At 66.3% G+C, this 25115-nt stretch carries 25 protein-coding genes, 1 tRNA gene and 1 pseudogene; 6 read left to right on the top strand and 21 right to left on the bottom strand.

Annotation, left to right across the window (positions count from 1 at the left end):
- Window positions 1-25 precede the first annotated feature (25 nt).
- The 4 genes from dnaQ (at window position 26) to D0901_RS08610 (ending at window position 3148) form a co-directional block, all read left to right on the top strand.
- Window positions 26-781 (top strand): DNA polymerase III subunit epsilon, encoded by a 756-nt coding sequence (gene dnaQ, locus D0901_RS08625; RefSeq protein WP_129139896.1) that lies wholly within the window; start codon window positions 26-28, stop codon window positions 779-781.
- Entirely contained in the window at window positions 782-1558 is a 777-nt protein-coding gene (gene nudC / locus D0901_RS08620; RefSeq protein WP_129139895.1) for an NAD(+) diphosphatase, read from the top strand.
- Window positions 1559-1660: 102 nt separating this feature from the next.
- Window positions 1661-2326 (top strand): 7-cyano-7-deazaguanine/7-aminomethyl-7-deazaguanine transporter, encoded by a 666-nt coding sequence (locus tag D0901_RS08615; RefSeq protein WP_129139894.1) that lies wholly within the window; start codon window positions 1661-1663, stop codon window positions 2324-2326.
- Window positions 2327-2362: 36 nt separating this feature from the next.
- On the top strand, window positions 2363-3148 hold the full coding sequence (locus D0901_RS08610) for an alpha/beta fold hydrolase (RefSeq protein ID WP_129139893.1): 786 nt from the start codon (window positions 2363-2365) through the stop codon (window positions 3146-3148).
- A 5-nt stretch (window positions 3149-3153) separates the two neighbouring features.
- Here D0901_RS08610 and D0901_RS08605 read toward each other — a convergent pair whose 3' ends face one another.
- Together D0901_RS08605 and D0901_RS08600 are read right to left on the bottom strand one after the other, a co-directional pair.
- Window positions 3154-4542, bottom strand: coding sequence for a 3'-5' exonuclease family protein (locus D0901_RS08605; protein WP_129139892.1), 1389 nt, complete (start codon window positions 4540-4542; stop codon window positions 3154-3156).
- 42 nt (window positions 4543-4584) lie between these two features.
- Window positions 4585-5751, bottom strand: coding sequence for an ABC transporter substrate-binding protein (locus tag D0901_RS08600; protein WP_162500840.1), 1167 nt, complete (start codon window positions 5749-5751; stop codon window positions 4585-4587).
- Window positions 5752-5937: 186 nt separating this feature from the next.
- Here D0901_RS08600 and D0901_RS08595 point away from each other — a divergent pair, with 186 nt between their 5' ends.
- A complete protein-coding gene (locus D0901_RS08595; RefSeq protein WP_129139890.1) occupies window positions 5938-7647 on the top strand; it encodes a potassium/proton antiporter in 1710 nt (569 codons plus the stop codon).
- A 148-nt stretch (window positions 7648-7795) separates the two neighbouring features.
- Here the strand turns inward: D0901_RS08595 and D0901_RS08590 are convergent, their stop codons facing one another.
- The 3 genes from D0901_RS08590 to D0901_RS08580 form a co-directional block, all read right to left on the bottom strand.
- Window positions 7796-8002: a hypothetical protein gene (locus D0901_RS08590; protein ID WP_129139889.1), complete on the bottom strand. Its 207-nt coding sequence runs from the start codon at window positions 8000-8002 to the stop codon at window positions 7796-7798.
- 146 nt (window positions 8003-8148) lie between these two features.
- Window positions 8149-8418 carry a hypothetical protein gene (locus D0901_RS08585; protein ID WP_129139888.1) on the bottom strand — a complete coding sequence of 90 codons (270 nt, stop codon included), beginning with the start codon at window positions 8416-8418 and terminating at the stop codon, window positions 8149-8151.
- A gap of 126 nt (window positions 8419-8544) precedes the next feature.
- Window positions 8545-10089, bottom strand: coding sequence for an alkaline phosphatase D family protein (locus D0901_RS08580; protein ID WP_129139887.1), 1545 nt, complete (start codon window positions 10087-10089; stop codon window positions 8545-8547).
- 192 nt (window positions 10090-10281) lie between these two features.
- On the opposite strand from D0901_RS08580, the gene D0901_RS08575 reads away from it, so the two are divergent.
- Window positions 10282-10371: transfer RNA gene (locus tag D0901_RS08575), tRNA-Ser, on the top strand.
- Window positions 10372-10947: 576 nt separating this feature from the next.
- Here D0901_RS08575 and D0901_RS21430 read toward each other — a convergent pair.
- From D0901_RS21430 to D0901_RS08495, 16 genes and pseudogenes are all read right to left on the bottom strand, one after another.
- Window positions 10948-11991, bottom strand: a pseudogene (locus D0901_RS21430) (recombinase family protein); the annotation flags it as partial.
- Window positions 11988-12374, bottom strand: coding sequence for an HVO_A0114 family putative DNA-binding protein (locus tag D0901_RS08565; protein WP_129139886.1), 387 nt, complete (start codon window positions 12372-12374; stop codon window positions 11988-11990). The gene D0901_RS08565 and the pseudogene D0901_RS21430, both read right to left, overlap by 4 nt.
- Window positions 12371-12709 (bottom strand): hypothetical protein, encoded by a 339-nt coding sequence (locus D0901_RS08560; RefSeq protein WP_129139885.1) that lies wholly within the window; start codon window positions 12707-12709, stop codon window positions 12371-12373. Before D0901_RS08560 ends, D0901_RS08565 begins: the two co-directional genes overlap by 4 nt.
- A 145-nt stretch (window positions 12710-12854) precedes the next feature.
- Window positions 12855-13076, bottom strand: a complete 222-nt coding sequence (locus tag D0901_RS08555; protein WP_129139884.1) for a DUF2274 domain-containing protein — start codon at window positions 13074-13076, stop codon at window positions 12855-12857.
- A gap of 2 nt (window positions 13077-13078) precedes the next feature.
- Complete coding sequence (locus D0901_RS08550; RefSeq protein ID WP_129139883.1) at window positions 13079-14215, bottom strand: TraB/TrbI/VirB10 family type IV secretion system protein; 1137 nt, start codon at window positions 14213-14215, stop codon at window positions 13079-13081.
- Window positions 14212-15234, bottom strand: a complete 1023-nt coding sequence (trbG, locus tag D0901_RS08545; RefSeq protein WP_129139882.1) for a P-type conjugative transfer protein TrbG — start codon at window positions 15232-15234, stop codon at window positions 14212-14214. The genes D0901_RS08550 and trbG overlap by 4 nt, the downstream gene beginning before the upstream one ends.
- On the bottom strand, window positions 15231-15920 hold the full coding sequence (gene trbF, locus D0901_RS08540; protein WP_129139881.1) for a conjugal transfer protein TrbF: 690 nt from the start codon (window positions 15918-15920) through the stop codon (window positions 15231-15233). The genes trbG and trbF overlap by 4 nt, the downstream gene beginning before the upstream one ends.
- Window positions 15917-17293: a P-type conjugative transfer protein TrbL gene (trbL, locus tag D0901_RS08535; protein ID WP_129139880.1), complete on the bottom strand. Its 1377-nt coding sequence runs from the start codon at window positions 17291-17293 to the stop codon at window positions 15917-15919. The genes trbF and trbL overlap by 4 nt, the downstream gene beginning before the upstream one ends.
- Before the next feature lie 3 nt (window positions 17294-17296).
- On the bottom strand, window positions 17297-17584 hold the full coding sequence (trbK-alt, locus tag D0901_RS08530) for a putative entry exclusion protein TrbK-alt (protein ID WP_129139879.1): 288 nt from the start codon (window positions 17582-17584) through the stop codon (window positions 17297-17299).
- Between the two features lie 14 nt (window positions 17585-17598).
- Window positions 17599-18372 (bottom strand): P-type conjugative transfer protein TrbJ, encoded by a 774-nt coding sequence (gene trbJ, locus D0901_RS08525; RefSeq protein WP_129139878.1) that lies wholly within the window; start codon window positions 18370-18372, stop codon window positions 17599-17601.
- Complete coding sequence (gene trbE, locus D0901_RS08520; protein ID WP_129139877.1) at window positions 18369-20861, bottom strand: conjugal transfer protein TrbE; 2493 nt, start codon at window positions 20859-20861, stop codon at window positions 18369-18371. Before trbE ends, trbJ begins: the two co-directional genes overlap by 4 nt.
- A gap of 10 nt (window positions 20862-20871) precedes the next feature.
- Complete coding sequence (locus tag D0901_RS08515; protein ID WP_129139876.1) at window positions 20872-21153, bottom strand: VirB3 family type IV secretion system protein; 282 nt, start codon at window positions 21151-21153, stop codon at window positions 20872-20874.
- Window positions 21153-21485 (bottom strand): TrbC/VirB2 family type IV secretion system protein, encoded by a 333-nt coding sequence (locus tag D0901_RS08510; RefSeq protein WP_043869663.1) that lies wholly within the window; start codon window positions 21483-21485, stop codon window positions 21153-21155. Before D0901_RS08510 ends, D0901_RS08515 begins: the two co-directional genes overlap by 1 nt.
- Window positions 21482-22477 (bottom strand): P-type conjugative transfer ATPase TrbB, encoded by a 996-nt coding sequence (gene trbB / locus D0901_RS08505; protein ID WP_129139875.1) that lies wholly within the window; start codon window positions 22475-22477, stop codon window positions 21482-21484. The genes D0901_RS08510 and trbB overlap by 4 nt, the downstream gene beginning before the upstream one ends.
- Window positions 22478-22623: 146 nt before the next feature.
- On the bottom strand, window positions 22624-23085 hold the full coding sequence (locus D0901_RS08500) for a ribbon-helix-helix domain-containing protein (protein ID WP_129139874.1): 462 nt from the start codon (window positions 23083-23085) through the stop codon (window positions 22624-22626).
- 11 nt (window positions 23086-23096) lie between these two features.
- Window positions 23097-25076: a conjugal transfer protein TraG gene (locus D0901_RS08495; RefSeq protein ID WP_129139873.1), complete on the bottom strand. Its 1980-nt coding sequence runs from the start codon at window positions 25074-25076 to the stop codon at window positions 23097-23099.
- Between the last annotated feature and the right edge of the window lie 39 nt (window positions 25077-25115).

Here is a 25115-nt window from a genome sequence, read left to right as displayed (position 1 = left end):
ACAACCCGGTTACCGCGAGAATCCTATGCGTCAGATCGTACTCGACACCGAAACCACCGGCATCGACCCCCGGGAAGGCCACCGTCTCGTCGAGATCGGTGCCGTCGAGGTCGTCAACCGCCGTCTGACCGGACGCCACTATCACCAGTACATCAATCCCGAACGCAACATCGATGCCGAAGCGGTGGGGATCCACGGCATCACCAACGAGCGCGTCGCCGACGAGCCGGTATTCGCCGAGATCGCCGACGCGTTCTGGGCCTTCATTCAGGGCGCCGAGCTGGTGATCCACAATGCCGCGTTCGACGTCGGCTTCATCGACCACGAGTTCGAACTGCTGCAGGCCAAGCGTGGCGAGCCCCGATTGGGGCCGGTGGCCGAGCACTGCGGCATACTCGATACCCTGAAACTCGCCCGCGACCGCCATCCCGGCCAGCGCAACAACCTCGACGCCCTGTGCAAGCGCTACGAGATCGACAACGGCCATCGTGTCCTCCACGGCGCCTTGCTCGACGCCGAGATTCTCGCCGACGTCTATCTGGCGATGACCGGCGGGCAGACCGCCCTGGTCCTCGACGCCGACAGCGTCGAGGCCAGCGAGAGCGGGGCCGGCACCACACGCATACGTCGCCTGAACAACGATCGCCCGCGCCTGGTCGTCGCCCGCCCCAGCGAGGCGGAGTGGGCCGCCCACGAGGCCAAGCTGGCCAGCATCCGCGACAAGGCCGGGCAGTGTTGCTGGGATGCCCTGAATGATGCCGGCCGTCTCGGAGGCGAGTAGATGTTTCGTCGTGACCTGGCCGAGGCCGAAGCGCACCGTGGCGGACTCTTGATCCGTGTCGACGCCGCCGGGGGCATCGCCGAAGGGCCCGACGGCTGGCCCTTCGCGGCGGTCGAGACCTGGCCCGAGGCGGCCCAGCCGCTGGGTTTCTGGAACGACGAGCCGGTAGCGGTGCTCGCCGAGCCCGAGGAGCGCGGCTGGCCCGCGGCCCGCCAATGGCTCGGCGATCTTCCCGAGTCGCGCTTCACGCTGCTCTCCACGGCGCTGCAGGTGATCGCCTGGCAGCGCAACCATCGCTTCTGCGGACGTTGCGGCAGCACCATGCGGCGGATCGCCGGCGAGTTCGCCATGCACTGCGATGCCTGCGGGCATCGCAACTATCCGCGCATCTCGCCGTGCATCATCACCCTGGTTACCCACGGCGAGGACCTGCTGCTGGCCCGCAGCCCGCGCTTCCCGCCCGGGCGCTACTCGACGCTGGCCGGCTTCATCGAGCCGGGGGAATCCGCCGAGGATGCCGTGCGCCGCGAGATCTTCGAGGAAGTCGGGCTGACAGTAGGGCGGATTCGCTATTTCCGCAGCCAGGCCTGGCCGTTTCCCCACTCGCTGATGCTGGGCTTCTTTGCCGAGGCCGCCAGCCGGCGGATCCGTATCGACGGGGTGGAGATCGCCGACGCCGCCTGGTTCACGCCACGCCGCCTGCCGCAACTGCCCCCGGCCTACTCGATATCGCGGGCGTTGATCGAGACCTATCTCGACGGCATCCGCTCACGCTGAGCGAGCCACCACGACGCAGGGCGGCCGTTCGGGTATAATCCGGCGCCACTTCGAGGGTTCCCTCACCCCTCGCCATTTCGACCGTCAGTAAAAAGGAACCGCATGTTCTCGCTCACCGCCAGCCAGTACCGGCGTTGCCTGGCCGCCATGGTCGCCTTCCATATCCTGATCATCGCCGCCAGCAACTATCTGGTGCAGTTGCCGTTCACCATTGCCGGCGTGCACACGACCTGGGGTGCCTTCAGCTTCCCGTTCATCTTCCTCGCCACCGACCTCACCGTGCGGCTGTTCGGCAAGACGCCGGCGCGACTGATCATCGCCCGGGTGATGATCCCGGCCCTGCTGGTGTCGTATCTGCTCTCGGTACTGTTCGAGAAGGGCGAGTTTCGCAGCCTGGCGGCGCTCACGCACTTCAACCTGTTCGTGGCGCGCATCGCGCTGGCGAGCTTCATGGCCTACGTGATCGGTCAGTTGCTCGACATTCAGGTCTTCGACCGGCTGCGGCGCAACGCCCACTGGTGGGTGGCCCCGGCGATATCCACGATCTTCGGCAACCTCGCCGACACCTTCGCGTTTTTCGCGATCGCCTTCCACCAGGGCCCCGACGCCTTCATGGCCACCCACTGGGTCGAGATCGCCTGGGTCGATTACGCCGTCAAGCTGACCATTTCGCTGCTGCTGTTCCTGCCGCTCTATGGCGTGCTGCTGGGCTTCCTGACCCGGCGCCTGCTGGCCTGGGGGGCGTCGCCCGGCCGCGAAGGCGTCTGAGCGACGGCAAGCCATCATCACCAAGGGAGACCCACCATGACCGACACCGTCGCGCTGTATTGTCAGGACAACGGTCCCGAAGGGACCCGGCCGCTGGTCATCCTCCACGGCCTGCTGGGCAGTGCCGACAACTGGCGGTCGCATGCCAAGCAGTGGCAGCGAAGCCGCCGGGTGATCGCCGTTGACCTGCGCAACCATGGTCGCTCGCCCCATGTGGCCGGCATGAGCTACACCGCCATGGCCGCCGACGTCATCGCGCTGCTCGATCGGCTATCGATCGACGACTGTGACCTGCTGGGGCATTCGATGGGCGGCAAGGTGGCGATCAGCATCGCCCGTGAAGCGCCGCGCCGCGTGGCCTCGTTGATGGTCGCCGACATCGCGCCGGTCGCCTATGGTCACGGCCATGACGACATCTTCGCGGCCATGCGGCGCGTCGAGGGCGAGACTCCCACGTCACGCCAGGCGGCCGACGCGCTGATGGCCGAGACGATCGAGACCCAGGCGACGCGCCAGTTCCTGGCCACCAATCTGGTCCGCGACGACGCGGGCGTCATGCGCTGGCGGGTCGGGCTCGACGAGATCGAGGCCGACTACGACGCGATCATCGCCGAGCCCGCCGGCCAGGGTGCCTTCGAGGGAGCGACCCTGGTGGTGCGCGGCGCGCAGTCGGACTATGTGCCCGACTCGCTGCTGCCGAAGCTGCGTGAGGTGCTGCCCAGGGCCGACATCGTCACGCTCGAGGCCGGCCACTGGCTGCATGCCGAGGCCCCGAAAGCGTTCCGCGAAACCATCGACGCCTTCCTCGAGCACAACGGCTGAGGCTGTCAGTGGAGTGGGCGAATCTCCAGCCTACTATCGTCGGCATCCAGAAAGCGTCGCAGGATCTTGTAGGTGTCGACGTCGAAACGCGGCGGGCGGTCGTCCAGCGAGGCCAGTGCGTCCGGAGACAGCTGCTCGACACTGCCGCGATAGCACCAGTGATCGACGATGTGCCAGACACGCGACCCGTCGCCGGCCGCTTCGCCGAAGGCCATGGCACCGGGCCAGGGCCAGTGATGGATACGCAGCCGTTCCAGTGCCTCGGCCGTGCGCCGCCGATGTTCCTCGAGGCTCTCCCCGCCGTGACAGGCCCCGCGGCAACGTCCCAGCTGGCTGGCGAAACAGCGCCCCTGGCCCGCGACCAGCCCCAGCAGCTGCGGACATAGCCGATGCTGCTCGGCGATGTGTTCGAGCGCCGTGCGGGCTTCCTTGCGATTGCGAAACAGCCCGTAGAGGGCCCGCGAGGCCGTGGGCATGAGGGAGTCGCTGTCGACCAGCCGGGGCAGGGCGTCGTCCGGGGTCCATTGCCAGCTCACCAGTCGCCCGCGCCGCCGCAGCCGGCGGTTGTGGATCGGCATCAATGTCTTGATCCAGTGCGCCTCGAGCAACTGCGCGCCGAGATCGCCGGCGGTTTCCTGCCACGTCAGCGCGTGGGTCTGTTGCTTGAGGCGCATCTCCCGATCGCTGCGATGGTCGCCGTGGAAATGGCTCATGACCCGTGAGCGCAGGTTGACGCTCTTGCCGACATAGAGCACCGCGCCGTTCTCGCCGCGGAAGACGTAGACGCCCGGACGTTCCGGCAGGTCCTGCAGCTCTGCCGGGTCCAGATGCGCCGGCAGGCTGGCCTGACGACGCTGCGCGTCGAGCAGGCGCTCGATGTCGGCCGTGGCGTGCTCCTCGAGCCAGCGCTGCCAGAGAGCCAGCATCGCCCGGGCATCGCCCTCGGCGCGATGGCGGGGATGGTCATTCAGCGCGTGCCGGGCGAGCAGGGCGTCGAGATTGTGGTGCCGCTCCTGCGGCGCCAGGCGTCGCGAGAGCTTGAGGGTGCAGATCACCTCGGCCCGATAGCGCAGGCCGGCGCGCTCGAAGGCGTTACGCAGGAAGCCGTAATCGAAACGCGCATTGTGAGCGACCAGCGGATCGTCACCCAGCCAGGCGAAGAAGTCGTTGGCCAGTGCCGCGAATGTCGGCTGGTCGCGGACCATCGCGTCGCTGATGCCGGTCAATGTCTGGATGCGCGCCGGGATCGCCGTCGCCGGGTCGACCAGCGTGACGAAACGATCGACGACGCGGCCATCGATGACCCGCAGGGCGGCGACCTCGGTGATGCGATCGCGCGTGGTCCGGGTCCCGGTGGTTTCCAGGTCGAGAAAGATCAGCGGGCGTTCGAGCATGGCAGAAGCGCAGGGTCCGGTAGCAGTGTTGTTGGTTGCGGGTCAGGGCGATGGCGTCTCCGGCGCCGTGACATCGACGGCGAGGCTCGCCAGCGGCGTGACTTGCCCCACCAGGCCGCGCCGATACAGGTAATGCTCGAAGCGGCGATAGCGCTCGACCTGCAACAATCCCGGCCGCAGGGCGAAGTAGGGCAGCAGGGTCGGCCAGGCGCGGGCGTTTTCCGGCGTATCGAGGGCCGGTTCGGCCTGGCTGATCAGCGTCCAGGCTGCCTGTGGATGGCGCACGATCCAGACCATGGCCTCTTCCACGGCATTCATGAAGTGGGCGATGTCCCGCCGATGCCGGCTCAGCGTGTCGCGGTTGGCGACCACGGTCAGCGCGTCGTAGAGCGGTAGCGTGCCGTCCTCGATCTCCAGCTCGTGCGTCGCCACCCCTTGTTCGGCCAGCCCGTCACGTTCCAGGGGCCGCAAGGGACCGACGATGGCATCGACCTTGCCGCCGGCCAGCGCCTGCCCGAGACCGAAGTCGACGGGCTGGAGGGTCACGGCGTCGAGACCGAAAGGCTGATGCGCGAACAGGGCGTCGAGATAGACCCGCGCCGGGCCTTCGACCGCATAGCCGATGGTCTTGCCCTCGAGGTCGGCAACCGAGTCGATCCCGGCATCGTCGCGGACCAGGACCCCGCTGAGCGGCAGCGGAATCAAGGTGCCGACCCGGATCAGCGACAGGCCCTGGTCGACCAGCCGGTGCAGGCTCGGTTCGGAAACCAGGGCGAGTTCCGCCCGGCCGGCCGCGACCAGCTTGGGCGGCACGCTGGGGTCGGCGGGGGGCGAGAGCGTCACGTCGAGCCCCAGCCGATCGAACAGACCGCGTTCGCGGGCCACGATGAGGGCGGCGTGATAGGGGTTGACGTACCAATCGAGCACGATCCGCAGCGCATGGGTGGGCGGTGGCGTGATCGGCTCGGGGTCCTTGCTCACGTAATCCGGTTCGTCGGGCTCGTCGAGCAGCACGGCTCCCCGCTCGCCGGCCAGCTCGTGGATCAGCGGGTTGTCGCGAATGATGTCGGCCGGGGACTCGGCATCGGCCTGGACGCTGCTGAGCGCGGCGGCGACCGACGCCGGGTCGAGCGAGGCAGCGGCGAATGCCACGGGACTGGCCGCCAGGCACACGCTCAGCAGGATGGCCGGAAGACAGCGTTCCAGCATGATGTCGATGGTTCCTGTAGCGAATGGGAGTGTCCCGCGCAGACGAGCGGCGTTCCAGTCTATCCGCGCGCTTGCTGCCTGGCCAGACGGGCCCGCGGGCGTGCACCTTCCCAACGATGACGCCTCTCGTTCTTGCCTCGCCTGCGACCATGGCATAATGGGCTCGGATTCGCGACAGGGACGGCCATGGATAGCATTCACACTCTCTTTCTGTTCAGCGGCTCGCTGCTGGCCCTGAGCATTCTCGCCAGTCGCCTGTCGTCGCTGTTCGGCGTGCCGCTGCTGTTGATCTTCCTCGGCCTGGGGATGCTGGTCGGCGAGGACGGCCTGCTGGGCATCGAGTTCGACAACTACCCGCTGGCGTTCATCATCGGCAATCTGGCACTGGCGATGATCTTGCTCGACGGCGGGCTGCGCACACGGCTGAAGACCTTTCGCGTCGGCTTCAAGCCGGCCCTGTCGCTGGCCACGCTGGGAGTGTTCCTGACCAGCGGGATCATGGGGCTGTTCGCCATGTGGATCCTCGACCTGTCGCTGGCCCAGGGGTTGCTGGTGGGGGCCATCGTCGGTTCGACGGATGCCGCGGCGGTGTTCTCGATGCTCGGCGGGCAGGGCGTGAACCTCAACGAGCGTGTCGGCGCGACGCTGGAGATCGAGTCCGGGACCAACGACCCGATGGCGATCTTTCTGACCATCTCGCTGGTGGAGATCCTGACCGGCGACGTCCAGGGCCCGCTGGACACGCTGTGGCTGTTCCTCAACCAGTTCGGCCTGGGCCTGGCGATCGGTCTCGGCGCCGGCTGGTTGATCGCCCGGCTGCTGAGCTGGCTGGATCTGGCACCGGGACTCTATTCGTTGCTCACCCTGGCGCTGAGCTTCTGCGTCTTCGGCCTGACCAGCGCCCTCGATGGCAGCGGTTTCCTGGCGATCTACCTCACCGGCCTGATGATCGGCAATCGCCCCGGGCGCCACCTCAATTTCATCCTCCCGGTCCACGACGGCTTCGCCTGGTTGAGCCAGATCGGCCTGTTCCTGGTGCTGGGGCTGCTGGTGACGCCCAGCACCATGATCGGTTACGCCTTGCCCGGCATCGCCCTGGCATTGATCCTGATCTTCGTCGCCCGCCCGCTGGCGGTGGTGTGCGCCATCAAGCCGTTCTTTCGTTTCCGCTGGCGGGAGGTGGCCTTCATCGCCTGGGTGGGCCTGCGCGGCGCGGTGCCCATCGTGCTGGCGATCTTCCCGGTGATCGGCGGCGTCGAGAACGCGGCGCTATATTTCAACATCGCCTTCTTCGCCGTGCTGATTTCGCTGCTGATCCAGGGCGGCTCACTGTCGCCGATGGCCCGCTGGACCCGGGTGCAGATCCCCCCGCGGGTCACGCCCAATCTGCGCGGTCCGCTGGGCGTGCTGCCCGAAAACGACTACGAGATGTTCGTCTATCGGGTCGAGAACGATGCCCTCGAAGACGTGCCGATCCGCCTGTTGCGCTTTCCCTCGGGGGCCCTGATCTCGGCGCTGTTCCGCCAGCACACCATGTTGCACCCCAAGGGCAGCACCCGGCTGCGCATGGACGACGTGCTCTGCGTGATCGGCCGCAGCGACGACCTGCCGGCGCTCAACCGGCTGTTCAACGGCGATGCGCGACTCAAGCGCGAGCGGGCCTTCTTCGGGACCTTCACCCTCGACGGCGCGGCACTGATGCGGGACGTGGCCGATGCCTACGGTCTGACACTGAGCCCCGGCGAGCAGGAGATGACGCTCGGCGAGTTCGCCTCGCTGCGGGTCGGCGGGCATCCGGTGGTCGGGGATGACATCGACTGGCACGGCATCCACTGGGTGGTCAGCGAGATGCAGGGCAATCAGGTGACCAAGGTGGGACTGCGGCTCTATCAGTGAACGTCACGACCGCTGTTGCGGTGGGGCATTGCGTGGTGCGACCGGGCAGCGGTCTCGGCAGGATGGGCACGCCGCAGCGGCCACCGGCATCAGCCAGTGAGGCCTCGACCGGTGCGGCGGCCAGGGCAGGGGACGCGTCAGGCGCGTCTCACTGCGTATCCGGTTCCTCCTCGTTCGGCGGATCGATGGCGACACGGTTGGATGCCTTCATGCTCTCCATCTCCGCCTCGGCGGCCTCGTAGGTCTCGAAGGTGCCCAGTGGCGTGCCCGTGTCGCTGTCGTAGACTTCGTAGTGGGGCGCCTCATCGGCGCCGGATGCTGGAACTTCGCGAATCGCGATGGCCTCGTGCAGCATGATCGAGTCCTGCCCTGCGGATGGGTGGGTCGCTTGTCCGGGCCGCTGCCGACCCGATGGATCAAGCCTAGTGAAGCCTAGCAAAGGCATCAGGCCGCGCCGCGATAACCTGGAGCAAGTCGTCCGTGGCAGCTCGAGGCGGCGACTCAACTGAAGCGCCGCTCCGGGGCGTTCAGCCAGCCGCCGCACTGCGTGCCGGCCCCCGCCCAGTCGTCGCCGATACGCACCACGAAAACCGCATCCTGACCATGGATATGCGCCTTGAGCTGGTCACGCAGGCTGCCGGCATCGTCGTCGCTCTCGACGAGCCAGCAGCCATCCATGATGTGATCGTGCGGAAACGATTCGAGCAGACTGTAGAAGCCCTCGTAGGTCTCGGGTTGTTGCAGATCGTAGCTGACGTTGAATACGGCCATGGTTCACCTGCGTGGCTCTTGTCGTGTGGGTTCGATAGGCGTACCCCACTCACGATACGGACCGTGACACGACGCAGGCAACCGGGTCTCGTGACCTCGGTCAATGTCGGCCGGTTTCCCCGGTCCTCAGGCCGTCTGCGGGTCGAGCACCTGCTCGTGCAGGGCGCGTCCGGCGACATCCATCAGGGTCACCGTGAGCCGTTCGCTGTCGCCGTCGAGATCGACCCGGCCGAAGAACTGGTAGCCCTCGGACGGCGGCAGGTTGGAGCGCCCCTGCGGCGGCGCCTTCTGATAGACGACTCGGGGGCCGAAGGTGGCGTCCAGGTCGCCGGGGCCGAAGGTGCCGGCATGCAAAGGACCGCTGACGAACTCCCAGAACGGGGCAAAGTCCGTGAAGCTGGCCCGCTCGGGGGCATAGTGATGGGCCGCCGTGTAGTGGACGTCGGCGGTCAGCCAGACCACGTTGCGCACGTCCGCGTCACGAATGCCCCGCAGCAACCGGGCGATCTCGCGTTCGCGTCCCAGCGGCCGGCCCGCCTGGTCATTGGCCACGGCCTCGAAGTTGTCGCCATCCCGCACCACCAGCCCGATGGGCATGTCCGCCGCGATCACCTTCCAGGTCGCCGTCGAGCGTTTCAGGCTATCGAGCAGCCAGTCGACCTGGGTGTCGCCGAGGAAAGGCGCCGGCTGCGGCGCGGCCTGACGATTGCGGCTGTTGGCGTCGCGGAAACTGCGCATGTCGAGCATGAACACCTCCAGCCCCGGGCCGTAGGCGAAGCGGCGATAGATCCGCTGCGGGGATTCCGGGCGCTGGCGGATCGGGGTGTACTCCAGAAAGGCCTGGCGGGCGCGGGCGGCGAGCAACGACACGTTCCTGACCCGGTAGCGGTCGTCCTCGAGCGTCTCGCCGGGGTACCAGTTGTTGAGGGTCTCGTGATCGTCCCACTGGGCGAGCATCGGCACCTCGCCGTAAAAGCGCCGGACATTGTCGTCCAGCAGGTTGTAGGCGTGCTGGCCGCGAAATTCGTCGAGCGTTTCGGCGACCTTGCTCTTGGCCGGCGTCAGCCGGTTGCGCCAGGTGCCGCCGTCGGGCAGCGTCACCGTCTCGGGCAGCGGGCCGTCGGCATAGACGGTATCGCCGGAATGGATGAAGAAATCGGGGCGCTGCGCGCGCATGGTCTCGAAGATGGTCATGCCCCCGCGCGACTCGTCGATCCCCCAGCCCTGGCCGGCCACGTCACCCGACCACACGAACCGCACGTCACGGGACGTGGTCGGCGGCAGCCGCAAGCGCCCCTCGACCGGCTCGCTGACCGCGCGCGGATCGCCCAGTGCCGCGAACCGCACCCGGTAGTGCAGGGCATCGCCATCGAGCCCGGTCACGTCCTGCTTGGCCGTCAAGCCGCCGGCCGGCAGGGCGTTGGGGCCCTCGAGACGGCGGGCACCGTGAAATTCCGGGTTGTCGGCGATTTCCAGTAGCATCCGCGCGGGCCGGTCGACCCGCGACCAGAGCATGGCGCGGTCGGTCAGCATGTCGCCGCTCATCACGCCAGACGTGATGACCGGACGCCGGCTTTCGGCCAGCACGATCGACGGGGCGGCGATCACGGCCCCCATTGACGCGACACCTTTCAGCCCCAGGCCGAAGAGCTCCCTGCGTGACAGTTGCATGACGGCTTCCTCACGGTCGTGGATCCATCCCGGACGATGGCAGCAGGCGATGACGCTTTCGGGTCATTTCGTTGAAGACACGGCAAGCCGAAAGACGTGCCACGTGGCGGGAGCGACCGCTAAGGCATTGTATTGATTGTGTCAGACAGTTGACGCCGAAAGAAAAAGTGGTAATATACGACGCCGTGAGCCGGAGGGATGGCAGAGCGGTTGAATGCACCGGTCTTGAAAACCGGCGAGGGTTAACGCCCTCCCAGGGTTCGAATCCCTGTCCCTCCGCCACTTCAGTCCGCCTCTGGGCACGCCAGTCGCCGCCGGTTGCCGCACTTGGCCGCCCGCAAGCGTCCTCAGCAGTTCCGTTTTCGATCCCATGATGCGAATTGCGTCGTCTGCGACCTCGACACGCTGCGCCAAGGCGCGCAGGTGATCCCGCCGATAGCCGCCCTCACGGTCCCGGATACGGTCGCGGGCGATCTGCGAGAATTGCCGGATCATCGCCGGGCTGACAGCGCTGTGGCCGGGGCTGTCGAGCAGCGCTTGAGCGCGGTCGGCATCGGCCCGCGCCTGATCGCGGATGACCTTGAGACCCGCGATGCGTTCGGTCAGCGCCGGATCGTCCAGATCGGCAACCCCCGCCTCGATGGCGTCATAGAGCCGCTTGAGGCGCAATTCCGATTCGGTGGCCCGCCGCTGCAATTCGGCGATATGCTGGCGGCGGCGCTCGGCCTGATCTTCGCGGCGGCCGAGGACGCTACCAAGCAGCTTCTCCAGCCGGAGGGGATCGAGCAGGCGTTCCTCGATATGGCCAGCAACCATGGTGTCGAGCTTGTCCATGGGGATCGCGCGGCCCTTGCAGCCGGTTTCGCCCTGCCGTGCCCTGATCGAACAGGCATAATAGCGATAGCGGCCGCTCTTGCCGGTGCGGATGGTCATGGCTCCGCCGCAATTGCCGCAATAGCAAATGCCGGTCAGCAGCGTCGGACCGATCACGACGCGCGCGGGCAGTTTGGTCTTGGGATTGCGGGCCTGCAAGAGCTTCTGCACCGCGTCGAAGGTCTCGCGGTCGATGATCGGTGGGACCGGAACGATGACGATCTCATCGGCGTCCTTGTCCGTCTTTTTCTTCCGGTTCTTGCCCCATTGGTGCTCGCCCATATAGGTGCGCCGGGTCAGGATGCGGTGAACCTGGCCGACGCCCCATCGGCCCCCGTCACGGGTGAAGATGCCTTTGCCGTTCAGATGCTTGACGATGGCCTTGACGCCCATCTGGCCGGAATCGCCGTCGCCTTCGAGCGCCAGGCGATAGATCAGGCGGATCGTGTCGGCGTGCAGCGGGTCGATTTCCAGCTTCTTCTTGACCTTCGCGCCGCGCTGCTCGGCTGCGACGACGCGATAACCGACCGGCGGCAGCGAGCCGTTCCAGAAGCCTTGCCGCGCATTTTCCTTCAAGGCGCGCAGGACGTGCTTGGCGTTTTCCTTGGACTGGTATTCGTCGAACAGCGCCATGATCTGCCGCATCATGACGTGCATGGGATCGTCACCCATTTCCTGCGTGATGGAGACGAGGCGAATACCGTTCTTCGCCAGCTTCCTGACGTAGAACTCAAGCTCGAAGTGATCGCGGAAGAACCGCGAGAAGCTGTGAACCACCACCACGTCAAACGGTGCGGGCTTGCTGGTGCCTGCCTCGATCATGCGCTGGAACTCGGGGCGGCGGTCGTTGGTGGCCGACGCGCCGGCCTCCACGAAGGTCTCGACAAGCTGATAGCCCCTCACTTCGCACCATGCTTCGCCCTGCTTGCGCTGGTCGGGGATCGACACGTCATGCTCGGCCTGCCGGGAGGTCGAGACGCGCAAGTAAAGGGCAGCCCGCAGGGCGACATTGGGATTTTGGATGTTCATTTGCGGGTTCCTTTCCTGCGAGGCTCGATCAGGGGCAAGACCAGTTCCACGCGGTCATGAACGAGCTTGGGGATCAGTCTCAGACCCCGGCCTTTTTCCATGCGAACGAGGCCGAAACTCTCCATCTTCTTGAGTGTGCGTGAGATGTTAGGTGTGGCGCGGCCGGTGAGTTGGGCCAGTTCTTCCAGCGAGTCGGGTTTCTGCTCATGGATGACGCGCAGCAGCTCCCGATTGCCTGCCGACAAAAGCCGGGCGAAGGATTCCGTGGTTGCGAACCAGACGGCTGGATCGCCGGGCTTGGGTGTTTCCTCGCCATTGGCGATCCGAAGGGTGCGGGCCTTCATTTCCTCGGGGCCGGCAATCCCGACTTTCAGCGTCGTCATGGCAATTCCTGTCGTTCACGTAATGGCCTATCCTTATCATCACGAGATAATATTTTCAAGTCATCGGGCAAATCGACCGAGCCGAACAACTCATCGAACACGTCGGCGAACCAGCGCTCGAACACCTGAATCTCGGCCTCGGTGATCGGCACGTCCTCGGGCCAATCGTCGATGACCGGCAGCCGCTCGACATCGAAGAGATGGAGCGGGCGTCCGCGCGACGGACTGACGCGCGGCATCGGATCGTCGCTGTAGTCGTAGAGATCGTCGGGGAGCGTTTTGGGGACCGGCTGGCGTGGGCGGCCCCCACTGCTGTTACGGCGTTTCGTGAACATGGAATCCTCCGTGGTTCGCGGGATTTTTCCGGGGCTGGAAGCCCGGAATAGGCGAAGCATGGAGGGGGATCGGCGGCCTGTAGCGTGCCGCATTTGCAGTCATACGCTGGCGGCACCCCTCGCTTGCAGGGGTGCCGCCAATAGGTCAGCCGGCCGAACGCCGCGCCTTGGCAAAGCCTCGATCCGTGGCGATGAACCGCTCCAGCATGGGCACGATCAGCCTGACGGGATCGGCCGCGGGCTGGCCGGTTTCGCGGGCCAGCACCTCGGCATAGGCGGCCAGATCGCGGTGAAGCGGCGCGGGCAACTCCACCGTCACCTTCACCGGCTTGTCGTCGGGCAGCGGGCCGAGTTTCAGCTTGGTCATGGTCAACCTCCAGCGTTCTCGAATACCAAATCGCGAGCCACGATAATCCTGACCGGGAAGCCGGGCCGGATGGTGAGCGTCGGCGCGACCTGCAACTGGCGCTGCACGATCTGCTGGCCGGCCTGATTGACGGTATCCTGCGCCCCGTCGCGGATGGCGCGGATAAGCCGGTCCTCGTCGCTGGTCGCCAGCTCCGTGCCGACCGCAAGCAGCGTGGACAGCCCTGCCGCTTGCATCAGATCCCACCAATGATAATCGACGCCATCCTCAAGCCCGGCATAGCCGGAAGCGTCCGCGCCCGGCAGCCGCTCCAGGACGATGGAACGGCCGCCCGGCAGGATCAGGCGATTCCAGACGAGCAGCACGCGGCGCTGGCCGAAGGTCACGCCGTCATCATACTGGCCGATGATCCGCGTTCCCTGCGGGATCAGGAGCAGTGAGCCGGTCGGGCTGTCATAGACGTTTTCCGTCACCTGCGCGGTTATCTGGCCCGGTAGGTCGGAACGGATGCCGGTGATGAGCGCAGCCGGGATCACGGCCCCGGCCTGAAGGAGGTAGGGCGATGCCGGCGGCGTGACACGATCCGGCGCGACGGTCTGCCGGTCCACTGGCCCATTGAGGAAAGCGGCATGACGGTTCTGCCCCTCCGGCTGTCCGCCGAGGCCAAGACCGGCAAGGCCGGGCATGGCTGCCCCTGCCGGCGTTCCGGTGCGCGGGCCGGATTGGAAGAACACATTGCTCAAGCGCGCGGCTTCTTCCTCGGCGCGGCGGCGTTCTTCCTCGGGATCGACGGCGGGCGTGGTGATCGCAGGCGTGGCGACCGGCTGTCCCCGATTCTGCGCGTCGAGGATCGGACGGCCGAGATCGCCGGGCAGCGCGGGGCCGAGCACCGGGCCGGTGTAGTCGGAGGGCAAGCCCGTGAGCCCGTCCGCCGTGGGCCGGTTTTCTGTCGAATAGAGTTCTTCGCCACCCGGCCCGGCGTCGCGGGTCTGGAGCGCATAGATCAGTGCGCCCCCAATGCCGAGAAGCGCGACCGCGCCAATGCCTGCCAGCATCTTGCGGGACAGGCGGGTGACGCGAGGCGGTTCTGCGCGCAGCCGCATGGGCGCGGTGGTGTCGGTGATCGGGTTGTCTGTCATGACGGCGAGTCTCCGGTGGCTGCGGGCTGAGCGGCGGCCTGCCGTTGCTCGATACGGACGATCCTGACGACCTGCTGGCGGTTGCCGCTGCCGAGGCGCAGTTCGGCCGCCCCGAACAGGCGGTCCACGATCAGGACGTTCTGGTGGATGCGGGAATTGACGATTTGCGGCTCGCCGTGCGATCCGAGCACGAAAATCGGCGGCATTTCGCCCTGCACGATCCCGCGCGGGAAGACAACATAGACGCGCCGGCCGTCGTCGAAGACGGAAACCGGTCGCCACGGCGGGCTGTCGTCCTGCACCTGCAATCCGTAGCGATAGTTGCGCGCCGCCTCGGCAGGGATGATCGGCGCGGCCGGGACGACCCGGCGCTGGCCTGCCGGTGGCGCTGGATAGGCCCAGGCGACGGCGGGCATGTAGAGCGCTTCCCGCGCGCGCAGCTCGATCATGTAGGTGCGACGGTCGGTGGTCACGACAAGGTTGGTCGAGATGTCGTCGCGGGTCGGTTTCACGAGGATATGGACGCGCCGATTGGCACCGCTGCCGCTCTCGGTATCGCCGATGATCCAGCGGGCGGTATCGCCCGCCGCAATCGGTCCCGCGCCGGTCAGGCTCTCGCCCGGCTCCAACGCGATATTGGTGATCTGGCCGGGGGCAGTATAGACCTGATAGAGCGCGCCTTCCGACCACGGATAAATTTGGATGGCGTTGTAGTAGCCTTCCCGGCGCGGCTCGATGCGCGCGGCGGCATTGGCGTTCTCGACGCGGCCGGTCGGTGTGCCCGCCCTCTCGCCGCCCCGCGCGACGGTCCAGGCCGGCGGAACATGCAGCGGCCGGGAGCGATCTTCGGTCGAGGTCGCGGGTGGAGTCGGCAGCGGCGGCACGGAGTCGTCATAGGAAAATTGCGGCGCGCGGTTGGTGGCGCAGCCAGCCAGCATGGTCGCCGAAAGCAACAAAGCCGAAAAGCCGAGTTTACGGAACACCGGAAGTCCGGTTTTACTGAACGTCGTGCGGGTCATTGGCTCATCTCCCGCGACCATGAAATTGCGTTGACGTAGATTCCGAGCGGATTGGCGCGCAGGCGTTCGGTGGTTCGGGGCTGCTGGATCACGATGGTCAGGATCGCGGTCCATCGCTCGGTGCCGGAGAGCTGGCCGTTTTCGTAATGGCGTTCGGTCCAGGCGATGCGGAAGGAACCCGGCGATGCCCGGATGACGCTGGACACATCGACGGCGATCTGTTGGCGGCCGACGCGCGTGAACGGATCGTTGGCGCGGGCATAGTCGTTCAGGGCCGCAGCGCCCCGGTCGGTGGTGAACTCGTAGGCGCGAAGCCAGTTCTGGCGGACGATGATGGCATCGGCCGGGATGGCGCGGACCTGCTCGATGAAGCGGCCGAGATGGAAAGCGATCTGCGGGTCAGTCGGGCGATAGTCGGCGTTCGCCGGTGCGACGGTCTGGGCTTCGCCGAGCGCATCGACCTGCACCACCCACGGCACCACGGTCCCGCGTGCCGATTGCCATACGAGGGCAGCAGCGAAACCCATTGAAAGGATCAGCGAACCGAAGGCCATATAGCGCCAGTTGCGGGCCTGCACGCGGGCCGAGCCGATGCGCTCATCCCAGACCTGTGCGGCCTTCTGATACGGGGTCTCGGGTTCCGGCGTCTTGCCGTAATGGGCTGCGGGTCGTTTGAAGATGCTCATGAGCGGTCACTTTCGGAAAGGTTGACGGAAGAGCCGGGGCCGTGGCTGTCGCCGGAGCGGACGGCGTGCGCGGCCATGGTGGTGCCGTGGTTCATGGCCTGCGAGCGCCGCATCCGCTGCGCCCAGGCAGGCGGTGCGCCTGTGGCCGAGGCGGACGCGGCAGGGACGGATGCTTCCGCCACCCCACCGACCGTACCCATGGTGGACGTGCCACCACTCGCACTGAGCCCAGCCCTGGCGCCTTCGGAGAAACTGGACTTGACGCTTTCGGACGCGCGGGAGGCAGCGCGTTTCAAGGGTGAGACGGCTGCCGATCCTGCCGCGCGAGCGACGCCGCCAACGCCGGAGGCGACGCCGGTCGCGCCGGTCTGGCCGAGCGAGCCGAGGCTGTAGGCTGCGGAAGCGGCTCCTGCGGCCGTCGCGCCGCCGCGCACGGCCGCGGCCCCGCCGGACAAAGCGGCAGCGCCGCCTTTTGCGCCGAGCATCGCCGCGCCACCCGCCGCCGCACCGCCCGCCAGCACCATGCCGCCGGCGGCGAGGCCGGTGCCCACGGCCGCGCCCGCGCCGAGCTGGGGGCCGCCCGAGACGAGGCCGGTGGCGATGCCGGGACCGAAGATGCCGAGGCCGAGCAGCGAGAGGGCTGCCAGCACAATCGCCATGGCGTCGTCGATGGTCGGGGTTGCCCCGCCGAAACCGGCCGTGAATTGCGAGAACAGCGTCGAGCCGATGCCGATGATGACGGCAAGGACGAGAACCTTGATGCCGGAGGAAATCACGTTGCCAAGCACACGCTCGGCCATGAAGGCGGTCTTGCCGAACAGGCCGAAGGGGATCAGCACGAACCCGGCCAGCGTGGTCAGCTTGAACTCGATCAGCGTGACGAAGAGCTGCACGGCGAGGATGAAGAAGGCGAGGATCACCAGCGCCCAGGCGAACAGCAGGCAGGCGATCTGGATGAAGTTCTCGAAAAACGACCAGTAGCCCATCAGGTCGGAAATGGAGTCGAGCAGCGGTCGGCCGGCATCGAGGCCGGTCTGTGCCACCCGGCCTGGCCGCATGAGGTCGGCAGCGGAAAAGCCCGTGCCCGACGCCATGAGACCGAGGCCGGCGAATGAGTCGAAGACGATGCGGGCGAGGTTGTTCCAGTTGCCGATGATGTAGGCGAAGACACCGACGAACAGGGTCTTCTTGACCAGCCTTGCGATAATGTCGTCATCCGCGCCCCATGCCCAAAAGAGCGCGGCGAGCGTCACGTCGATGACGATCAGGGTGGTGGCGATAAACGCCACTTCCCCACCGAGCAGGCCGAAGCCGGAATCTATGTAGCTGGTGAAGACCCCAAGAAACGAGTCGATGACGCCGGTTCCGCCCATGGATCACTGTTCCTCGTTCTGTTGCGGAGCGGTCTGGGCGGGCGTCCGGCCAAGAAAACGGTCGCGGCTCTCGGCCCATGCGGCAAGGCAAGCCGGATCGCTCGTCGCCGTTTCCCCAAGCTGCTGGCACCGGCGGAGCGTTGCGCGGAGCGGATCGGTCGGCGGTTGCAGCGCCGGTGCGGTGCTGGCCGGCGCGGGATCGTCCTTGCGGGTCATCTCGATCACTGTGGCGGTGATGGCGATGGCGACGAATACGACAGCCCCGAGCCGGGCCAGCATCTTGCCGTCCATGGCGAGCCTCCCGGTCAGTTGTTGCCGTTGAACATCTGCGCATTGCCCGGCTGGTAGCCGCTACCGGGGGTCAGGAAGCGCTCACGCTGGACGCGGCCCTGTACGGCGGCAGTGGCGCGCTCGGCCTCGATCAGCGCTTCCGACCGGCCGTTGGCGGCAAGCATGGCGATCAGGTCGGAAAGCTGCTGCGACTGGAGGGCGAGGATCTGATTGCCGGCCTGCGTGGCCTGTAATGCGCCGGTCGCGCCCTGGCTCCGGCCGACGAGCGCGGCCATCTCGGCGCGGTTGCTGTCGATATTGCCGACGACACCGGCTTGCACCTTCATGGCGTCTTGCAAGCCGCCGACCGTGTTTTGCCAACGGTCGCGCGCATCGGCGAAAAGCTGGGCGTCGGTCGCCGACAGCGAGACGTTGCCGTATTGCTGCTGAAACGCCTGGTCGATGTTTTGCACATCGAACGCAATGTTCTGCGCGTCGCTGAGAAGCTGCTGAGTGCGACTGACGTTCTGTTGAATCTGCTGGAGCGACGAATACGGCAGGCTCGCCAGATTGCGGGCCTGATTGATGAGCATCTGCGCCTCGTTCTGGAGGCTGGTGATCTGGTTGTTGATCTGCTCCAGCGTGCGCGCTGCCGTGAGCACGTTCTGCGCATAGTTGCTCGGGTCATAGACGATCCGGCCGAAACCGAATTGCGCATAGGCCGGGGTTGCCAGCATGGGCGAAAGCGCGACGGGCACGGCGAGCGCCAGCGCAAGGGCCGAAGCCCCGACGAACTTGGAATAGGTCATGGAAGTATCTCCTGTGTGGGGTGGGCATCGAGCCGAGCCGGCGCGGCGGATTCCGGTCGGGCGGCAAGATTGGTGAGGTTGGGGATCAGCTCGGCCGCCCACTCGACGCCGCGCGCGCGCAGCCATGCGGCGAGGAAGCCGTCGCGGCCGTGTTCGGCGACGATCTGAGCGATGAGGGTCTGGTCGGATTTGGCGGATGCGGCGCAGAGCGCGAGGCCGACTTCGGACAGCCCAAGCTCGAACAGCCGGTTGCCGCGCCTCGACTGGCAGTAATAATCCCGCTTGGGCGTGGCCCGTGCGAGGATTTCTATCTGCCGGTCATTCAACCCGAAACGCCGGTAAATCTCGGTAATCTGCGGCTCGATGGCGCGCTCGTTCGGCAGCAGGAGCCGCGTGGGGCAGCTCTCAATGATGGCGGGCGCGATGTTGCTGCCGTCAATGTCGGACAGGCTTTGCGTGGCGAAGATGACCGATGCATTTTTCTTGCGCAGCGTTTTCAGCCATTCGCGGAGCTGGCCTGCGAATCCCTCGTCGTCCAGCGCAAGCCAGCCCTCGTCGATGATGAGCAGCGTCGGGCGTCCGTCGAGCCGGTCGCCGATGCGATGGAACAGGTAGGACAGGACGGCCGGAGCCGCGCCAGTCCCGACAAGGCCCTCGATCTCAAACGCCTGCACGTCCGCCGAGCCGAGATGTTCGGCTTCGGCGTCGAGCAGCCGGCCATAGGCCCCGCCGACGCAGAACGGTCGGAGCGCCTGTTTCAGATCGTTGGATTGCAACAGCACTGCAAGGCCGGTGATCGTGCGTTCCTCGACCGGGGCCGAGGCCAGCGAAGTCAGCGCCGTCCAAAGATATTCCTTCACCTCGGGCGTGATGGCGATGCCTTCGCGCATGAGGATGGCGGCGATCCAGTCCGCCGCCCATGCGCGTTCATAAGTATCGTGGATGCGGGCAAGCGGCTGGAGCGAGACGGATGCCTCGGCCCCTTCTGTCAGCCCGCCGCCAAGGTCGTGCCAGTCGCCGCCCATGGCGAGCGACGCGGCGCGGATCGAACCGCCGAAGTCGAAGGCGAAGACTTGGCTGGCCTCATAGCGCCGGAATTGCAAGGCCATGAGGGCGAGCAGCACGCTCTTGCCCGCGCCCGTGGGGCCGACGACAAGGGTGTGCCCCACGTCGCCGACATGCAAAGACAACCGGAACGGGGTTGAGCCTTCGGTCTTTCCAAAGAGCAAAGGGGGCGCACCGAAATGCTCGTCCCGTTCCGGCCCCGCCCACACCGCTGAAAGCGGGATCATGTGAGCGAGATTCAAAGTGCTGATGGGCGGCTGGCGAACATTCGCGTAGGCGTGTCCGGGCAGACTGCCGAGCCATGCGTCAACCGCGTTGACGGTCTCGGCCATAGCGGTGAAGTCACGGCCCTGAACAATCTTTTCGACCAGGCGCAGCTTCTCATCGGCAATACGCGGGTCGGCATCCCAAACGGTGACGGTAGCCGTGACGTAGGCCATGCCCGCTACGTCCGCGCCGAGTTCCTGCAACGCCATGTCGGCGTCGAGCGCCTTGTTCGCGGCGTCGGTGTCCACAAGTGCGGACGCCTCGTTGGTCATCACCTCCTTCAAAATCGCGGCGATGGATTTGCGCTTGGCAAACCATTGGCGGCGGATGCGGGTCAGCAGCCGCGTGGCGTCGGTCTTGTCGAGCAGGATCGCGCGCGTACTCCAGCGATACGGGAACGGCAGCCGGTTCATTTCGTCGAGCAGGCCCGGCGTCGTCGCGGTCGGGAATCCAACGATGGTCAGGACGCGCAGATGCGCGCCGCCAAGGCGCGGCTCCAGCCCGCCGGTCAACGGCTGGTCGGCAAGCAGCGCGTCGAGGTGCATCGGCACCTCGGGCACGCGCACGCGATGGCGGTTGGTCGAGATAGTCGAGTGGAGATAGGTCAGCGTTGCGCCGTCATCCATCCAACGGCACTCGGGCATGAAGCCGTCGAGCAAGGCCAGCACGCGGTCGGTTCGGTCGATGAAGCCGCGCAGCAACTCCCACGGGTCCACGCCCGTTTTCTCGCGGCCCTCGTAGAGCCATGTTTCGGCACGGGCGGCTTCCTCGGCCGGGGGCAGCCAAAGGAAGGTCAGGAAGTAGCCCGACACGAAATGCGTGCCGGCTTCCTCGAAACCAGCTTTGCGCTCGGCATCGACCAGCGCCGATGCGGCATCGGGAAAGGTGCTGTCGGGATAGATCGCCGCTTCGCTGCGCTGCGCTTCGACGAAGATGCTCCAGCCGGAGCCGAGACGGCGCACGGCGTTGTTGATGCGGCCGGCGACGGCGACCAGTTCGGCCGCAACGGCGGAATCCAGATCGGGACCGCGAAACTTCGCCGTCCTCTGGAAACTGCCGTCCTTGTTCAAGACGATGCCGGAGCCGAGCAATGCGGCCCATGGCAGATAGTCGGCTAGGCGCGCGGCCGAGTGGCGATATTCGGAAAGGTTCATCATGGCCGCGCCCTCACACCGCCAGAAAAGCCGGGACGCGCAGATGCCTGCGCCCCACCTCGACGAATAGGGGATCGCGCTTCGCCGCCCATACGGCTGCGAAATGGCCGATGGCCCAAATGGCGATGCCGACCAGCCAGAGGCGCAGGCCGAGGCCAACGGCCCCGGCCAGCGTCCCGTTCATGATGGCGATGGAGCGCGGTGCGCCGCCAAGCAGGATATGCTCGGTCAACGCCCGGTGGACCGGGATCGAGAATCCGGGCACCGCGTCGAGCTGTTCGAGTCCGCCCGCCATCAAACGAGCGCCCCGCCGCCGAACGAGAAGAACGACAGGAAGAAGCTCGATGCGGCGAACGCGATGGACAGGCCGAAAACGATCTGGATCAGGCGACGGAAGCCGCCGCTGGTATCGCCGAACGCGAGGGTCAGGCCCGTCACGATGATGATGATGACGGCGATGATCTTGGCGACCGGCCCCTCGATGGATTCGAGGATGGATTGCAGCGGCGCTTCCCAGGGCATCGACGACCCCGAGGCGTGGGCGGCCGGGGCCATGAAGAGGCTGACATAGGTGACGGCCGCAGCCGTGGCGACGTGGCGGCGGATGCGCATGGCATGACGGATCATTCGGGGTCTCCAGTTCTGGTGGGGGTTGCCAATGGGCTGGGGTGCGCGATGCGGTAATCGCCATCCGGTCCCAGCCCTTCGACGCGGGCGAGTTCGGCCAGCCGGCGCGCGGAACCGCGCCCGGAAAGGACGGCAACAAGGTCGATTGTCTCGGCGATCAGGGCGCGCGGGACGGTGACGACAGCCTCTTGGATGAGCTGTTCAAGGCGACGGAGCGCGCCGATGCCGGTTCCGGCATGGATGGTGCCGATCCCGCCCGGGTGGCCGGTGCCCCACGCTTTCAGAAGGTCGAGGGCTTCGGCACCGCGCACCTCGCCAATGGGAATACGGTCGGGGCGCAGGCGCAGCGAGGAACGGACCAGATCGGAAAGCGTCGCCACGCCGTCTTTCGTCCGCATAGCGACAAGGTTGGGCGCGGCGCATTGCAGCTCGCGCGTGTCCTCGATGATGACGACACGATCCGCGCCCTTGGCGACTTCGGCCAGAAGCGCGTTGGTCAGTGTGGTCTTGCCGGTGCTGGTGCCACCCGCCACGAGGATGTTGGCGCGGGAAGAAACGGCCGCGCGTAACGTCGTGGCTTGGTCGGCAGACATGATGCCGGCCGCCACATAGTCATCGAGGCTGAACACCGCGACAGCCGGCTTGCGGATGGCGAAGGCCGGCGAGGAAACCACCGGGGGAAGCAAGCCTTCAAAGCGTTCGCCGCTCTCGGGAAGTTCGGCCGAGACGCGGGGCCTGCGGGCATGAACCTCGACGCCGACATGGTGTGCGACCAGGCGCACGATGCGCTCGCCATCGGCCGGCGACATCGTTTCTCCCGTATCCGCCAATCCTTCGGACAGCCGGTCGATCCAGATGCGGCCATCCGGGTTCAGCATGACCTCGACCACGGCCGGGTCTTCCAGAAACCGGGCAATGGCCGGGCCGAGCGCGGTGCGCAACATCCGCGCGCCGCGCTGGATCGCCTCCGGTCTGTGATGTGTGGCAGTCATGTCGGCCCCGCTTTCGACGGGGCGCGCGACAGTCGGTCCCCGCATCGGGGTCGATTAAAAGAACCTGATTTTTGGCCGATTCAACAACTATTTACGCGCGTGCGGCCATCGGCGGCGATCGGCGGCAAATAGGACGGTTTGAAAATTCAGGGTCGGTTGTTATCGCCATCTGACGGCCCCTGCGCGGGACTGTCCCCAAGCGAATCGACATCGCGCGACAGCTCCTTGAGGAACCTGTCTCCGGTGGCGAGGCGCTTGCCGAGGGTCTGAATGAATCCCTCGAACCGTTCCACGCCTTTCGCACGGGCGGACGCTTGCGCGGTGTCGGAGATCGGCGGAGTGATGGTCAACCAGAACTGGACGAACAGCGAAAGCGTCTCGCCGAGCACGGCGAGATCTTCGTCGAGCCCGTCCATCTGACGGCCGAGCCGGTCCAGACGGCGCGACATGGCCGCCTCCAGCCGATCCGCCGCGTCGCCGGACAGGAAGGAGGCTACGGACGCCTCGACGATGGCGGATTTGGAGACATTGCGGCGCAGCGCAAGCATCTCGACCTGTTGCAGCAATTCGGGATCGAAATAGACATTCATGCGGGTTCGTGTCGTCATGGGCGGTTTCCTCAAAGCTCGATCCCGTCATCGGGGTTCATCGACGCCTGCCGCGCGACTGCGCGCATACGCTGGCGCAGCGCGCGAGCCTTGGCAGCGTCCAGGTCCGGTTCATCATCCAGGATGTCGAACTCCCGCGCTGGAGACGGCGGCGGGGCGATTTCCTCATGTTCGGGCAATTCCGGCTCGCGGCGGATGCCGGCATTGGCCGGGTCGTCCTCCGTTTCGCTAGCCATGGACTGGGCATCGCCATTCGCTGCGACCACGCGGCTCGACCAATCGTCGGATGACGGGTTCGTGGCGGGGTCGGCAGCCGGATCGGGCGGAGCCAGGAGGCGTTCGGTAAAGCGTATATCCTCGTAGTAAAGAGCCTTGGTGGCGCGGATCGGCGGCGTGCCCGCGACCATGACGATTTCGTCGGTCGGCGGAAGCTGCATGATTTCGCCCGGCGTCATCAGCGGCCGGGCCGTCTCCTGCCGGGAGACCATGAGATGCCCCAGCCACGGGGCTAATCTGTGCCCGGCATAGTTGGTGGAGTCGCGCAATTCGGTCGCGGTGCCGAGCGCGTCGCTCACCCGCTTGGCTGTGCGTTCGTCATTGGTGGCGAAACTGACGCGGACATGGCAGTTGTCGAGGATCGAATTGTTCTGGCCGTAGGCGCGCTCGATCTGGTTGAGGCTCTGCGCGATCAGGAAGGATTTGAGGCCGTAGCCGGCCATGAAGGCCAAGGCCGACTCGAAGAAATCCAGCCGTCCGAGTGCTGGAAACTCGTCCAGCATTAAAAGCAGGCGATGGCGCTTGCCGGAGGTCGTCAAGTCCTCGGTCAACCGCCTGCCGATCTGGTTGAGGATCAGGCGGATAAGCGGCTTGGTGCGGTTTATGTCGGACGGCGGCACGACAAGGTAGAGCGTGACGGGCTGGCGGCTGCCGACCAGATCGGCAATGCGCCAGTCGCATCGCGCCGTAACCCGCGCCACCACGGGGTCGCGGTAGAGGCCGAGAAACGACATGGCGGTGGAGAGCACGCCCGACCGCTCGTTCTCGGACTTGTTAAGCAGTTCGCGGGCCGACGACGCGATGACGGGATGAACGCCGCTCGGCCCAAGATGCGGCGTGTCCATCATGGCGCGCAAGGTCGCCTCGACCGGACGGCGGGGGTCGGACAGGAAGTTGGCGACGCCCGCCAAGGTCTTGTCCTTCTCCGCATAGAGAACATGCAGGATCGCGCCGACCAGAAGCGAATGGCTGGTCTTTTCCCAATGGTTGCGCTTGTCGAGGCTGCCTTCGGGATCGACCAGAATATCCGCGATATTCTGCACGTCGCGGACTTCCCATTCGCCTTGCCGAACCTCCAGCAGCGGGTTGTAGGCCGACGATCTGGCGTTGGTCGGATCGAACAGTAGGACGCGGCCATGCTTCGCGCGAAAACCCGCTGTCAGCGTCCAGTTCTCGCCCTTGATGTCGTGAACGATGCAGCTTCCCGGCCAGGTCAGCAGCGTCGGCACCACCAGCCCGACGCCCTTGCCGCTGCGGGTCGGCGCGAAGCAAAGGACATGTTCCGGTCCGTCATGGCGTAGATATTCGCGGTCGTATCGACCCAGCACCACGCCATCGGGACCGAGCAGACAGGCTGCGCTGATTTCGCGATCTTCCGCCCATCGCGCCGAACCGTAGGTGGCGACGTTCTTTGCCTCCCGCGCCCGGATAACCGACATGAGGATGGCGGCGGCGATAGCGATGAAACCGCCGGACGCGGCAATGATCGCACCTTCGACGAAGATGGCCGGCGCATAGGCGTCGAACGAGAACCACCACCAGAAGAAGGCCGGCGGGTAATAGACCGGCAGACCCGCCAGCTCTAGCCACGGTGCTCCAAGTTGCGGCTGGAAGCCGAGGCGAAAGGCGACCCATTGTGTCGCCGCCCAGGTCATCACCAGAACGATGGTGAAGACGATAGCGATCTGACCCCAAAGAATTCGGCCTCCGCGCATACGGACTCCAGTCGGCAAAAGAGACGGAGCCGATCAGAG

The organism is Modicisalibacter coralii (genome assembly GCF_004117855.1).
Taxonomy (GTDB): domain Bacteria; phylum Pseudomonadota; class Gammaproteobacteria; order Pseudomonadales; family Halomonadaceae; genus Modicisalibacter; species Modicisalibacter coralii.
Note: the sequence above shows the minus strand (reverse complement) of the source record. Positions and strands in the feature narration are given on the sequence as shown.

Bases quoted from the DNA above. Each gene is read 5' to 3' on its own strand.
- dnaQ (WP_129139896.1), top strand. From the start codon at position 26: ATGCGTCAGATCGTACTCGACACCGAAACCACCGGCATCGACCCCCGG.
- nudC (WP_129139895.1), top strand. From the start codon at position 782: ATGTTTCGTCGTGACCTGGCCGAGGCCGAAGCGCACCGTGGCGGACTC.
- D0901_RS08615 (WP_129139894.1), top strand. From the start codon at position 1,661: ATGTTCTCGCTCACCGCCAGCCAGTACCGGCGTTGCCTGGCCGCCATG.
- D0901_RS08610 (WP_129139893.1), top strand. From the start codon at position 2,363: ATGACCGACACCGTCGCGCTGTATTGTCAGGACAACGGTCCCGAAGGG.
- D0901_RS08605 (WP_129139892.1), bottom strand. From the start codon at position 4,542: ATGCTCGAACGCCCGCTGATCTTTCTCGACCTGGAAACCACCGGGACC.
- D0901_RS08600 (WP_162500840.1), bottom strand. From the start codon at position 5,751: ATGCTGGAACGCTGTCTTCCGGCCATCCTGCTGAGCGTGTGCCTGGCG.
- D0901_RS08595 (WP_129139890.1), top strand. From the start codon at position 5,938: ATGGATAGCATTCACACTCTCTTTCTGTTCAGCGGCTCGCTGCTGGCC.
- D0901_RS08590 (WP_129139889.1), bottom strand. From the start codon at position 8,002: ATGCTGCACGAGGCCATCGCGATTCGCGAAGTTCCAGCATCCGGCGCC.
- D0901_RS08585 (WP_129139888.1), bottom strand. From the start codon at position 8,418: ATGGCCGTATTCAACGTCAGCTACGATCTGCAACAACCCGAGACCTAC.
- D0901_RS08580 (WP_129139887.1), bottom strand. From the start codon at position 10,089: ATGCAACTGTCACGCAGGGAGCTCTTCGGCCTGGGGCTGAAAGGTGTC.
- D0901_RS08565 (WP_129139886.1), bottom strand. From the start codon at position 12,374: ATGACGACGCTGAAAGTCGGGATTGCCGGCCCCGAGGAAATGAAGGCC.
- D0901_RS08560 (WP_129139885.1), bottom strand. From the start codon at position 12,709: ATGTTCACGAAACGCCGTAACAGCAGTGGGGGCCGCCCACGCCAGCCG.
- D0901_RS08555 (WP_129139884.1), bottom strand. From the start codon at position 13,076: ATGACCAAGCTGAAACTCGGCCCGCTGCCCGACGACAAGCCGGTGAAG.
- D0901_RS08550 (WP_129139883.1), bottom strand. From the start codon at position 14,215: ATGACAGACAACCCGATCACCGACACCACCGCGCCCATGCGGCTGCGC.
- trbG (WP_129139882.1), bottom strand. From the start codon at position 15,234: ATGACCCGCACGACGTTCAGTAAAACCGGACTTCCGGTGTTCCGTAAA.
- trbF (WP_129139881.1), bottom strand. From the start codon at position 15,920: ATGAGCATCTTCAAACGACCCGCAGCCCATTACGGCAAGACGCCGGAA.
- trbL (WP_129139880.1), bottom strand. From the start codon at position 17,293: ATGGGCGGAACCGGCGTCATCGACTCGTTTCTTGGGGTCTTCACCAGC.
- trbK-alt (WP_129139879.1), bottom strand. From the start codon at position 17,584: ATGGACGGCAAGATGCTGGCCCGGCTCGGGGCTGTCGTATTCGTCGCC.
- trbJ (WP_129139878.1), bottom strand. From the start codon at position 18,372: ATGACCTATTCCAAGTTCGTCGGGGCTTCGGCCCTTGCGCTGGCGCTC.
- trbE (WP_129139877.1), bottom strand. From the start codon at position 20,861: ATGATGAACCTTTCCGAATATCGCCACTCGGCCGCGCGCCTAGCCGAC.
- D0901_RS08515 (WP_129139876.1), bottom strand. From the start codon at position 21,153: ATGGCGGGCGGACTCGAACAGCTCGACGCGGTGCCCGGATTCTCGATC.
- D0901_RS08510 (WP_043869663.1), bottom strand. From the start codon at position 21,485: ATGATCCGTCATGCCATGCGCATCCGCCGCCACGTCGCCACGGCTGCG.
- trbB (WP_129139875.1), bottom strand. From the start codon at position 22,477: ATGACTGCCACACATCACAGACCGGAGGCGATCCAGCGCGGCGCGCGG.
- D0901_RS08500 (WP_129139874.1), bottom strand. From the start codon at position 23,085: ATGACGACACGAACCCGCATGAATGTCTATTTCGATCCCGAATTGCTG.
- D0901_RS08495 (WP_129139873.1), bottom strand. From the start codon at position 25,076: ATGCGCGGAGGCCGAATTCTTTGGGGTCAGATCGCTATCGTCTTCACC.